This window comes from Pseudomonas sp. p99-361 (assembly GCF_003935475.1).
GTDB classification, from domain to species: domain Bacteria; phylum Pseudomonadota; class Gammaproteobacteria; order Pseudomonadales; family Pseudomonadaceae; genus Aquipseudomonas; species Aquipseudomonas juntendi.
The window spans coordinates 1-12,561 of record NZ_RHQO01000103.1; the positions used below are offsets into that span (position 1 = coordinate 1).

Consider the following 12,561-nt stretch of genomic DNA (forward strand, 5'->3'; position numbering starts at 1 on the left):
AATTGGCCCGAAACAAACGTAGGAGCGAGCGCAGCTCGCGATTGCGCCGCGCGGGCGGCGCTCGCTCTAACAGGCGCGGCAAACACCTGTCAGCCCTAAGGCGATCCCTGTGGGAGCTGGCTTGCCAGCGATAGGGCCAGCACTGCCACAGCAGATTCACCACACAATCGCTTTATCACGACAAATGGCCACAGGGCAGTTATTTCAACGCCTGCAGCGCGCTAAGCCGCTGTTTTCTCTCGCCAAATTTGCACTCCCCCAGTGATTAACGCTGGCCAAATGCCGCCTCAAATGGGAACCTTTAGGGCCCTGGAGACGTCCACTCCCCTGCAACCCGCTTCGGTTGAGGGCTGGTTTCATCAGCATTTTCGGGCCCGACGGGGTTCGGCTCATGGCCAGATCGCAGCCTTCGGTTTGCATCTGGCTGCTACTCGCGAACACACCACCCGCCGCCACCCCTGGCCGGCAACCAAGAAGTGTGCTCGCCGACAACACAAGGAGTCTGCCTGTGGCTAAACGCTACGGTAAAGGGCTGTTGGGATGGGCCGCCGTGCTCGTCATCCTGGCCCTGCTGGTCCACTGGATCGGCATCGACACGATCGCGCGGTATCGCGACGATCTTGGGTTCTACCTGCAAGCGCACCTGGTACTGGTGCTGGCTTCGATGGCGGCGGCACTGGCCGTGGGCATCCCCGCCGGCATTGCGCTCAGTCGGCCGCACCGGGTCGACAAAGCCGAGCGCTTCATGCAGTTCTTCAACGTTGGCAATACCATCCCCCCCCTGGCCGTTCTGGCCATCGCCCTGAGTATCCTGGGCATCGGCGCCGGGCCGGCGATCTTCGCACTGTTCCTCGCCTCCCTCCTGCCCATCGTGCGCAACACCTACGAAGGCCTGAAAAACGTCCCCGCCTCGCTCAAGGAAGCCGCCACGGGCATTGGCATGACCCCACGCCAGCAACTGTGGCAGGTCGAGCTGCCCAACGCCGTGCCAATCATTGTCGGCGGTGTTCGCGTGGCCCTGGCTTTGAACGTGGGCACCGCACCGCTGGCATTCTTGATTGGCGCCAATAGCCTGGGCAGCCTGATCTTCCCCGGCATCGCCCTGAACAACCAGCCCCAGCTGCTGCTGGGGGCCGCCTGTACCGCACTGCTGGCCCTGCTACTGGACGCGGCGGTGAGTTTCTCCAGCAAGCGCTGGCTGGAACGTGGCCTGGCCCACTAAGGATAGGGAACGCATGAAGAAAACAATCGCCTTGCTGCTGGGCGCGGCCCTGCTGTTCGCAGGATTTGCCCAGGCAGCGGAAACGCCCCAGATCCGCATCGGCGCGCGGGTGTTCACCGAACAGACCGTACTGGCCGAAATCACCGCGCAGTACCTGCGTGCCAACGGTTTCGACGTGCGCGTCACCACCGGCCTGGGTAGCAACATCGCGCGCCAGGCCCAGGAAACCGGCCAGCTCGACCTGATGTGGGAATACACCGGCGTATCGCTGGTGTCGTACAACCACATCGAAGAACGCATGCCCAGCGCCGAAGCCACCTACGCCAAGGTCAAGGCGCTGGACGCGAAAAAGGGCCTGGTCTGGCTGACCCCGTCGAAGTTCAGCAACACCTACGCCTTGGGCCTGCCCAAGCAAGTGGCCGAGGCCTATCCGCAGGTCAACAGCATCAGCGACCTTAACCAGGTACTGCGTGACGAAAGCGAGCGCAAGCACCTGGTGGCACTGGACACCGAGTTCGCCAACCGCCCCGATGGCCTGGTCGGCCTGAAAGCGATGTACGACCTGCAACTGGGCCGCGCCAACATCCGCCAGATGGACGCGGGCCTGGTCTACACCGCCATGCGTAACAACCAGGTGTTCGCCGGCCTGGTGTACACCACCGATGGCCGCCTGAGTGCCTTCAACCTGAAGCTGCTGGAAGACGACAAGCGCTACTTCCCTGACTACACGGCCGCGCCGGTGGTGCGCAAGGCCGTGCTCGACGCCAACCCGCAGCTGGCGGGGCTGCTCAAACCGCTGGCCGAGCAACTGGACGATGAAACCATGCGCCAGCTCAACGCCAAGGTCGATGTCGAGCACCAGAACCCGACCGCCGTGGCCGCCGCCTTCCTGCGCGATCACCCATTGACCAGCGAGGGCCAGCCATGAACCTGATCGATACTTTCAACCACCTCGACTGGGCCCAGGTACTGAACCTGACCGGCCAACACATCATGCTGGTCGGTGTGGCCGTGGGCCTGGCGATTCTGGTGGGCGTGCCGCTGGGCATCCTCATGACCCGCTTCCCGGCCCTGGCCGGCCCGCTGCAGGCCAGCGCCACGGTACTGCTGACCATCCCGTCGATTGCCCTGTTCGGCCTGTTGCTGCCGCTTTACTCCAAATTCGGCCAAGGCCTCGGGCCGCTACCGGCGATTACCGCCGTGTTCCTTTATTCGCTGTTGCCGATCATGCGCAACACCTACCTGGCCCTGACCAATGTCGAACCCGGCATCCGCGAAGCCGCGCGCGGCATCGGCATGACCTTCGGCCAGCGCCTGCGCATGGTCGAGCTGCCCATCGCCGTGCCGGTGATCCTCGCCGGCGTGCGTACCGCCGTGGTGATGAACATCGGCGTCATGACCATTGCCGCCACCATCGGCGCCGGCGGCCTTGGCGTGCTGATCCTGACCTCCATCAGCCGCAGCGACATGTCGATGCTGCTGGTCGGCGCGGTACTGGTCAGCCTGCTGGCCATCCTCGCCGACCTGCTGCTGCAAACCCTGCAACGTGCCCTGACTCCAGAAGGACTGCGCTCATGATCGAACTGAAGAACCTCAGCAAAACCTTCAACGTCAACGGCAAGGAGGTCAAAGCCGTCGACGCGGTAAGCCTCACCGTCAACGAAGGGGAAATCTGCGTGTTCCTCGGCCCATCGGGCTGCGGCAAAAGCACCACGCTGAAAATGATCAACCGCCTGATCACGCCAACCTCGGGCCAGGTGTTCATCAATGGCGAGGACACCACCGGGCTGGACGAAGTGACCCTGCGCCGCCACATCGGTTACGTGATCCAGCAGATCGGCCTGTTCCCCAACATGACCATCGAAGAGAACATCACCGTGGTGCCGCGCCTGCTCGGCTGGGACAAGCAGAAATGCCACGAGCGTGCCCGCGAACTGATGCACATGATCAAGCTCGAGCCCAAACAGTACCTGCAACGCTACCCGCGCGAGCTTTCCGGTGGCCAGCAGCAGCGTATCGGCGTGATCCGCGCGTTGGCGGCCGATGCGCCGGTGCTGTTGATGGACGAACCGTTCGGCGCGGTCGACCCGATCAACCGTGAAATGATCCAGAACGAGTTCTTCGAAATGCAACGGGCGCTGAACAAGACCGTGATCATGGTCAGCCACGACATCGACGAAGCGATCAAGCTTGGCGACAAGATTGCCATCTTCCGGGCCGGCAAGTTGCTGCAGCTGGACCACCCGGACACCCTGCTGGCGCACCCGGCAGACGAGTTCGTGAGCAACTTCGTAGGCCAGGACAGCACCCTCAAGCGCCTGCTGCTGGTGCGCGCCGAAGATGCGGCAGACAACGCCCCGGCGGTCAGCCCGGAAACGCCGGTAAGCGATGCGCTGGAACTGCTCGACGAACACGACCGCCGCTACGTGGTGGTCACCGACGCGCAGAACAAGGCCCTGGGCTATGTACGCCGGCGGGACATGCACCGCCAGCAGGGCACCTGTGGCGACTTCCTGCGTCCGTTCAATGCCACCGCCTCGCACGACGAGCACCTGCGCATCCTGCTGTCGCGCATGTACGAGTTCAACCGGGCGTGGTTGCCGGTGCTGGATGCCGAGCAGGTGTTCCTCGGCGAGGTGACACAGGAGTCGATTGCGGCGTACCTGAGTTCCGGCCGCTCGCGCGGCGCCAAGACCAGCATCGTCTCCCCGGCGGAGGCGGTGGCATCGTGATGAGCGCTGCCTACTGATGCGCAGCTAGGTGCGGATACGGGTTTCACGCACCAGAAGCGTCGCATCCGTCGGTCGGTAACAAAAAATTTATGCGCGATTTTCGGTACGTGGGTACCAGAAAAGCGTGGCCATAAATATGAACACCTCTGGTGCCATCGGGTATCGGGCTGCTGCCACAGGGTGGGTCAAAACCCTGTAGCAGCGGCTTCAACCGCACATGAGCCGACGTGGTCCATTCCACAATTTTTTACGCTTGAAACACCACCGGGAACATCAGCCGGTCATATGAGTCGTTTATTCAAACGACAGGTGGCCGATCAACGCCGATCACGCCAGGATTGCCTGTTGATTCTGCATTCTTCACGCCCTAAAGTGCGCGCCGAACGTCCATGCTGGAAACGATCCATCCGGCTCAAGTACTGAGTAGGCGAACCAAAGTGGGGATACGGAGGACGTTCAGTTTGCAGCCACTTAATCTTTCAGTTTGCCCATGGAGTCCCTGAGCATGTCGATCCAGGTCGAAGACTATTTCGCGCGTGATACCTTCCAGAAAATGAAGGCGTTCGCCGACAAGCAGGAAACCCCGTTCGTACTCATCGATACCCAGATGATCAGCCAGGCTTACGACGACCTGCGCGCGGGTTTCGAATTCGCCAAGGTCTACTATGCGGTGAAGGCCAACCCGGCTGTCGAGATCATCGACCTGCTCAAGGAGAAAGGTTCGAGCTTCGACATCGCCTCGATCTACGAGCTGGACAAGGTGTTGGGCCGCGGCGTCAGCGCTGACCGCATCAGCTATGGCAACACCATCAAGAAGTCCAAAGACATCCGCTACTTCTACGAGAAGGGCGTGCGCCTGTATGCCACCGACTCCGAAGCCGACCTGCGCAACATCGCCAAGGCCGCCCCGGGCTCGAAAGTGTACGTGCGCATCCTCACCGAAGGCTCGACCACTGCCGACTGGCCGCTGTCGCGCAAATTCGGCTGCCAGACCGACATGGCCATGGACCTGCTGATCCTGGCCCGCGACCTGGGCCTGGTGCCCTACGGCATCTCCTTCCACGTCGGTTCGCAACAGCGCGACATCAGCGTGTGGGACGCCGCCATCGCCAAGGTCAAGGTGATCTTCGAGCGCCTGAAGGAAGAAGACGGCATCGAACTGAAGCTGATCAACATGGGCGGTGGCTTCCCGGCCAACTACATCACCCGTACCAACAGCCTGGAAACCTACGCCGAAGAAATCATTCGCTTCCTCAAGGAAGACTTCGGTGACGAGCTGCCGGAAATCATCCTCGAACCTGGCCGTTCGCTGATCGCCAACGCCGGCATCCTGGTCAGCGAAGTGGTGCTGGTTGCACGCAAGTCGCGTACCGCCGTCGAGCGCTGGATCTACACCGACGTGGGCAAGTTCTCCGGCCTGATCGAAACCATGGACGAAGCCATCAAGTTCCCGATCTGGACCGAGAAGAAAGGCGAAACCGAAGAAGTGGTCATCGCCGGCCCTACCTGCGACAGCGCCGACATCATGTACGAGAACTACAAGTACGGCCTGCCGCTGAACCTGGCCATTGGTGACCGCCTGTACTGGCTGTCGACCGGTGCCTACACCACCAGCTACAGCGCAGTGGAATTCAACGGCTTCCCGCCGCTGAAGGCCTACTACCTGTAATGCACAACGGGGCCGCGAGGCCCCGTTTTCATGTGTGCAGATGCCGAGATCAGCGCTGTCGAGGTGGGAGCCGGCTTGCCGGCGATTGGGCCAGCACAGGCAACTTCAAGCTTCGCGCCGTTCGATTTCCTCGGCATAGCGCGCGGCAAACGCCATGAGCACCGGCCCCGCGCCCTGCAGGGTCACCAGCGCCGCACGCAGAAAGTTCAGGTTACCCTCGACCCGCGCACGCTCCAGCCAAGGCGCAGCCTCGGCCACCTGGCCACGCTCGACCAGCACCAGCCCCAGGCTGAACATGCCGCGAAAATCCCCTGCCTCGGCCGACCGGCGATACCAGCGCACCGCACGCGCGGGGCTGGGCGCGGTGGCAATGCCCTGCTCCAGATAGCGCCCGTACAGGTTCATCGACTTGGCATGCCCCTGCTGTGCGGCCTTCTCGTAGCACATCAGCGCCTGCGCCTGGTTGGCCGGCACACCACGCCCGGTCGCCAGCAGGTTACCCAGGTTGTACAGCCCCCAGGCAAGCCCGGCATCGGCGGCGCGGGCATAGTGCACGGCGGCTTGAGCCAGGTTTACCGCACCGCCCCAGCCATGCTCCAGGCAACGCCCGAGCATGTTATGCGCCATGGCGTTGCCAGCTTGCGCGGCAATGGCAAACCAGCGCCGGGCAACCTCGGCGTCGGCTTCTATCCCGCGCCCATCGAGCAGGATCTGCCCCAGCAGCAACTGCGCTTCGACCACGCCCTGCCCCGCCGCTGCCAGGATGGCCTGGGCCGCCTTGCCCGGGCTTTGCTCAAGCATGGCCCGCAACCCGGCCACGTCCAGCACTTCCTCACGCCGCAACTGATAGCCCACGGTCAGACCTCGGCCCAGCGGCGCAGCAGGTTGTGGTAGGTGCCCGTCAGTTGCAGCAGCGCAGGGTGTTCTGGCACATCGGCCGTCAGTTGCTGGATGGCATTGTCCATTTCGAACAGCAGCGCGCGCTGGCTGTCCTCACGCACCAGGCTCTGGGTCCAGAAAAAGGCGGCATAGCGCTGCCCGCGGGTGACCGGGTTGACCTTGTGCAGGCTGGTGCCGGGGTACAGCACCAGGTCACCGGCCGCCAGCTTGACCTGCTGCTCACCATAGGTGTCCTGAATGACCAGTTCCCCCCCGTCGTAGCTGCCCGGGTCACTGAGAAACAGCGTGGACGACAGGTCGGTACGCACGCGCTCCGGGCTGCCCTTGGGCTGGCGCAGGGCATTGTCGATGTGAAAGCCGAAATTGCCGCCCTCGCGGTAGCAATTGATCAGTGGCGGGAACACCTTGTGCGGCAACGCTGCCGACAGGAAGCGCGGGGTCTTCCACAGGCGGTCGATCAGCGCGGTGCCGATTTCCTTGGCCAGCGGGTGCCCTTCTGGCAGTTGCAGGTTGTGCTTGGCCTTGGCCGACTGGTGGCCGGCAGTCACCTTGCCATCGGCCCAGTCAGCCTGCTCCAGGGCCTCGCGAATACGGGCCAGTTCGTCAGCGGCGAACAGGCCTGGGATGTGCAGCAGCATGGCAAGGTTACCGTCGGGAACTGTAAAGGCCCAATGATATTGATTCCCTTTTGCGCTACACAAGCCTTTTCGCCGCTTACGACGTTTCAGCCGATTGGAAACTTAAGGGCAAATTGTAAAGATTGTAAATTCTTCACGAATGGTAACGAATCTCAATTGTTAGTCACAATCGCTTACATTAGTATCCGCCGCCTCACCACCTTGGGGAAGGTTTCCAGCAATGCGCCAGTCCGTACCATCTGCAGTAAGCTCACCGCGTCTGATCGTTAGCGCCATAGGCATCGCGCTTGGCGCATCGTCGGCCTACGCCGCCGACCCGGCTGCCAGCAGTGCCATCACCCTGGATGCCACCAGCGTGAACGGCAAGGCTGAGCAGGCCAGCAGCGACTACAAAACCGAGCGCGCTGCTTCGCAGAAGTACACTGCACCGTTGGTGGACACCCCGCGCTCGGTCACGGTGATCCCGCAACAGGTGATCAAGGATACCAACGCCCTGACCCTGCAAGACGCGCTGCGCACCGTGCCAGGCATTACCTTCGGCGCCGGCGAAGGTGGCAACCCGCAAGGCGACCGCCCGTTCATTCGCGGCTTCGACGCCCAGGGCGACACCTACCTGGACGGCGTGCGCGACACTGGCGCACAAACCCGCGAAATCTTCGCCATCGAGTCGGTTGAAGTGGCCAAGGGCCCGAACTCCGCCGTAGGTGGCCGCGGGGCAGCGGGCGGTACCATCAACCTGGTGAGCAAGCGCGCGCACCTGGGCAACTCGCTGGACGGTGCCTGGACCTGGGGCAGCGACCAGACCCAACGCTATACCTTCGACGGTAACTACCAATTCAGCGATACCGTGGCCGGCCGCCTGAACCTGATGACCCATGAAAGCAACGTTGCCGGCCGCGACAAGGTGAACTACGACCGCTGGGGCATCGCCCCGTCGCTGGCCTTCGGCCTGGGCACGCCGACCCGCGTCAACCTCGACTACTACCACCTGGAAAGCGACGACCTGCCGGATTCGGGCATCCCGTACAGCATCCCGTTGGCTGGCAGCGCTGCCCGTACTTCGGCCCACCCGAGCAAGCCGGATGATGGCGGCGACAGCGACAACTTCTATGGCCTGAGCGGTCGCGACTTCCGCAAGAGCCGGGTAGATATCGCCACCTTCGCCATCGAACACGACCTGACCGACGCGCTGACCGTGAAGAACACCCTGCGCCACGGCAACAGCATGCAGGACTACATCCTCACCCAACCGGACGACAGCAAGGGCAACGTCAACAACGGCAGCGTTTGGCGCCGGGCCAACACCCGCGTTGGCAACACCGCCACCACCACCAACCAGACCGACCTGTTTGGCGAGTTCTACCTGGGCGGCATGAAGAACAGCTTCTCCACCGGCATCGAGCTGAGCCGCGAAGAAAGCGACCGCTCCAGCTACACCGTCAACACCAACACCCGGCTGAACGCATCCGTGTGCAACCCCGGGCTGATCGGCGCCAACAGCGGCTACAACTGCACCTCGCTGAGCAACCCGAACCCGGATGACCCGTGGAACGGCAGTATCGCCCGCAACTACGCCGGCACCGATACCAAGAGCGACACCCGCGCCCTGTATGTATTCAACACCCTTGAGTTGTCGCCTGCATGGCTGGTGAACATGGGCCTGCGTTACGACCACTTCGATACGCAGTACCGCACCTATGACGCTGCTGGCGCCACCGTGGTCAATGCCAAGGGCGTAGCCGCCAAAGGCAAGGATACCAGCGAGTTCGTCACCGGCCAGCTGGGCCTGGTATGGAAACCGGCCGACAACGGCAGCGTCTACGTGTCCTACGCCACCTCTGCTACCCCACCGGGGGCAATGCTGGGCGAAGGCATGGAGGCCAACCCACTGGGCAACACCACCGATCGTGCCGGCAACCTGTTGAGCAGCGACATGGAGCCGGAAGAGACCACCAACTACGAAATCGGTACCAAATGGGACCTGCTCGACCAACGCCTGTCGCTGACCGCCGCGCTGTTCCGCACCGAGAAGGAAAACGCGCGCGTTCAGGTCGATACCACAAGCTACGAGAACGTCGGCGAAACCCGCGTGCAGGGTATCGAACTGTCGGCCAGCGGCAAGATCACCGCCAAGTGGCAAGTGTTCGCTGGCTACACCTACATGCAGGCCCGCCAGATCGACGGCGGCCCGCTGGGCAAGGCCAACGACGGCAACCAGTTGCCGAACACCCCGAACAACAGCGCCAGCGTGTGGACCACCTACGCGATTACACCAAAGCTGACCGTGGGCGGCGGTGCGTTCTACGTGGATGACGTGTACGGCAGCGTAGCCAACACCACCATGGTCGACAGCTATGTACGCTACGACGCCATGGCTGCCTACAAGCTGACCAAGAACATCGACCTGCAATTGAACGTGCAGAACCTGACCAACGAGGTTTACTACGACAAGACCTTCTCCACCCACTTCGCCAACCAGGCGGCTGGGCGCACGGCATTGCTGACCACCAGCGTGCACTTCTGACAGGGGTTGGGTTGACCGGGCGGCGCTGGTAAAACGCAACACGCTAAAAAACACCCACCCCGGCCCCGTTCATCTCCGTGAGCGGGGCTTTTGCGTATCAAGGCATAATGCACGCCGCGCAGCATGCGGCAGAAACACAAGGTGATGATGTGGTGAAGAAGACGCTGTTCCAATTGCACTGGTTCTTTGGCATCACCGCTGGCCTGGTGCTGGCCTTGATGGGCATTACCGGAGCGCTGTACTCGTTCCAGGAAGAACTGCTGCGCGCCTTCAATGCCGACGTGCTGAAGGTCGAGGTGCGCGCCGAAGGCGTACTGCCGCCAGCCGAGCTGGTGCAACGGGTCGAAGCCCAGCAACACGAGAAGGTATCGATGCTGTGGGTGGATGTGCGCGAAGGCAATGCCGCCCGTATCTTCTTCATGCCCGCACCGGGCGAACGCCGTGGCCTGCTGCGCTACGCCGACCCGTACACCGGCGAGCTCAAGGGCGAAGTCGCCGGGCAAGGCTTCTTCAACCTCATGCTCACCCTGCACCGCTTCCTGGCGATGGGTGATACCGGCCGGCAGATCACGGGCGCTTGCACCCTGCTGCTGGTGTTTTTCTGCCTGTCCGGCCTGTACCTGCGCTGGCCGCGCAAGGCGCTTAACTGGCGCACATGGCTGACCTTGGACTGGGCCAAGAATGGCCGCGCCTTCAACTGGGACCTGCACGCCGTGGCCGGCACCTGGTGCCTGCTGTTCTACCTGCTGTTTGCCCTGACCGGTCTGTTCTGGTCCTACGAGTGGTACCGCGAAGGCCTGAACAGGCTGCTGGCCGATGCCCCGGCCGCTGGCCAGCAGCACAAACGCGGTGAGGGCCGAGGCCGCCACGGGCCGCAAACGGTCGACCCCAACGCGCCGCCACGGGTGGTCGACTACGATGCCATCTGGGCCAGCCTCAAACGGGCTGCCGGGCCCGGCCTGGCGGCGTACAACCTTCGCCTGCCACCGGCAGGCGGTCAGCCGGCCAACCTGTTCTACCTGCTGGACAGCGCCGACCACCCACGGGCCTTCAACACCCTGGTGCTGGACCCGGCCACCGGCCAGGTCAGGCGCCAGGAGCGCTATACCGACAAATCCTTCAAGGCCCAACTGCTGCAAAGCGTCTACGCCCTGCATGTGGGTGAATACTTTGGCCTGCCGGGCCGCATCATCGTCACCATCGCCAGCCTGACCATGCCGCTGTTCTTCGTCACCGGCTGGCTGCTGTACCTCGACCGCCGCCGCAAGAAGCGCCAGGTGCGCGCCGCTCGCGGCAGCGTTGCCAGCAACAGTGGCAACGGCGACAGCTGGCTGATCGGTTTCGCCAGCCAGAGCGGCCTGGCCGAGCAACTGGCCTGGCAGAGCGCCGGCCAGTTGCAGGCAGCCGGCCTGCCGGTGCAGGTCCGCGCCCTGGCCGAACTGGGTGAGGAAGACTTGCGCCAGGCCCGCCGCGCACTGTTTGTAGTCAGCACCTTCGGCGACGGTGAAGCCCCCGACAGCGCGCGCGCCTTCGAGCGCAAAGTGCTCGGGCAGCCCTGGGCGCTGAACAACCTCAGCTACGCCCTGCTCGCCCTTGGCGATCGCCAGTACCCGCACTTCTGCGGTTTCGCCCGCCGCCTGCAAGCGTGGCTCGCCGAGCGCGGGGCCAACAGCGCGTTCAGCCCGGTGGAAGTGGACAATGCCGACCAGGCTGCCCTGCAGCAGTGGCAGCAAGCGCTGGCGCAGCTGACCGGGGCCCAGCCGATGGCCGCCTGGCAACCGCCAAGTTTCGCCAACTGGACGCTGGTGCAGCGCAAGCTGCTCAACCCCGGCAGCCAGGGCCGGCCGGTCTACCTGCTCGGCTTACAACCGCAAACCCCGGTCAGTTGGGAGGCTGGCGACCTGGTGGAAGTGCTGCCACTCAATGGTCCACCGCGGGTCGCCGCGTTCCTCAAGGGCATGGCGGTCGATGCAACCACAGCGGTGCAGGTCAATGGCCTGAGTGAAACCCTGGCACAGGCGCTGGCCGGGCGCCAGTTGCCCACGCGCCGTGATCACCTGATCGGCCTGCAGCCGCAGGCGCTGGTCGATGCCCTGGTGCCGATTGGCAGCCGTGAATACTCCATCGCCTCGATTGCCAGCGATGGCGTGCTCGAGTTGATCGTACGCCAGGAGCGCCACGCCGATGGGCAGCTGGGCCTGGGTTCCGGCTGGTTGACCGAGTACCTGCCGCTCAATGGCACACTAAGCCTGCGCCTGCGCCGCAACAGCGGCTTCCACCTGCCGGGCCACGCCGCACCCATGATCCTGGTCGGCAACGGCACTGGCTTGGCCGGCCTGCGCAGCCTGATACGGGCGCGGGTGAATGCGGGGGAGCAGCGCAACTGGCTGCTGTTCGGTGAGCGTAACCGCGCCCATGACCTGTTGTGTGGTGAAGAGCTGCAAGGCTGGCTGGCCAACGGCGACCTGGCACGGCTGGACCTGGCGTTCTCTCGCGATCAAGCCGAAAAGGTGTATGTGCAGGATGTATTGCTGCAGCAGGCCGAGGCGTTCAAGCGTTGGCTGGCAGAGGGTGCGTGTGTGTATGTCTGCGGCAGCTTGCAAGGCATGGCTGCGGGGGTGGATGCGGCGCTCAATGGCATTCTTGGGGAGGCCGCTGTGCAGCAGTTGATCGAGGATGGGCGGTATCGGCGGGATGTGTACTGATCAGCCTTTGATGTAGCCGGCACGGGCCCTATCGCTGGCAAGCCAGCTCCCACAGGGATCGCCTTAGGGCTGACAGGTGTTTGCCACAAGGTATGCAGCGCCTGTTGGAGCGAGCGCCGCCCGCGCGGCGCAATCGCGAGCTGCGCTCGCTCCTACGTTTGTTTCGGGCCA

9 protein-coding genes are annotated in these 12,561 nt (G+C 63.4%); 7 read left to right on the forward strand and 2 right to left on the reverse strand.

Annotated features, from left to right (window positions below):
• The first annotated feature begins 508 nt into the window (after positions 1–508).
• From EGJ22_RS24625 to EGJ22_RS24645, 5 genes are all read left to right on the forward strand, one after another.
• Positions 509–1,222, forward strand: a complete 714-nt coding sequence (locus EGJ22_RS24625) for an ABC transporter permease (RefSeq protein ID WP_009685140.1) — start codon at positions 509–511, stop codon at positions 1,220–1,222.
• Positions 1,223–1,235: 13 nt separating this feature from the next.
• Positions 1,236–2,150: a glycine betaine ABC transporter substrate-binding protein gene (locus EGJ22_RS24630; RefSeq protein WP_009685139.1), complete on the forward strand. Its 915-nt coding sequence runs from the start codon at positions 1,236–1,238 to the stop codon at positions 2,148–2,150.
• Positions 2,147–2,800: an ABC transporter permease gene (locus EGJ22_RS24635; RefSeq protein ID WP_009685138.1), complete on the forward strand. Its 654-nt coding sequence runs from the start codon at positions 2,147–2,149 to the stop codon at positions 2,798–2,800. Before EGJ22_RS24630 ends, EGJ22_RS24635 begins: the two co-directional genes overlap by 4 nt.
• Positions 2,797–3,954: a betaine/proline/choline family ABC transporter ATP-binding protein gene (locus tag EGJ22_RS24640; protein ID WP_009685137.1), complete on the forward strand. Its 1,158-nt coding sequence runs from the start codon at positions 2,797–2,799 to the stop codon at positions 3,952–3,954. Before EGJ22_RS24635 ends, EGJ22_RS24640 begins: the two co-directional genes overlap by 4 nt.
• A 505-nt stretch (positions 3,955–4,459) precedes the next feature.
• Positions 4,460–5,623 (forward strand): type III PLP-dependent enzyme, encoded by a 1,164-nt coding sequence (locus tag EGJ22_RS24645; protein ID WP_029885071.1) that lies wholly within the window; start codon positions 4,460–4,462, stop codon positions 5,621–5,623.
• A gap of 105 nt (positions 5,624–5,728) precedes the next feature.
• On the opposite strand, the gene EGJ22_RS24650 is transcribed toward EGJ22_RS24645, so the two are convergent.
• Together EGJ22_RS24650 and EGJ22_RS24655 are read right to left on the reverse strand one after the other, a co-directional pair.
• Positions 5,729–6,478 carry a tetratricopeptide repeat protein gene (locus tag EGJ22_RS24650; protein ID WP_009685135.1) on the reverse strand — a complete coding sequence of 250 codons (750 nt, stop codon included), beginning with the start codon at positions 6,476–6,478 and terminating at the stop codon, positions 5,729–5,731.
• A gap of 2 nt (positions 6,479–6,480) precedes the next feature.
• Positions 6,481–7,161: a Fe2+-dependent dioxygenase gene (locus tag EGJ22_RS24655; RefSeq protein WP_009685134.1), complete on the reverse strand. Its 681-nt coding sequence runs from the start codon at positions 7,159–7,161 to the stop codon at positions 6,481–6,483.
• Positions 7,162–7,381: 220 nt separating this feature from the next.
• On the opposite strand from EGJ22_RS24655, the gene EGJ22_RS24660 reads away from it, so the two are divergent.
• A complete protein-coding gene (locus EGJ22_RS24660; protein ID WP_009685133.1) occupies positions 7,382–9,685 on the forward strand; it encodes a TonB-dependent siderophore receptor in 2,304 nt (767 codons plus the stop codon).
• 149 nt (positions 9,686–9,834) lie between these two features.
• On the forward strand, positions 9,835–12,390 hold the full coding sequence (locus tag EGJ22_RS24665) for a sulfite reductase flavoprotein subunit alpha (RefSeq protein WP_125920436.1): 2,556 nt from the start codon (positions 9,835–9,837) through the stop codon (positions 12,388–12,390).
• Positions 12,391–12,561: the final 171 nt, after the last annotated feature.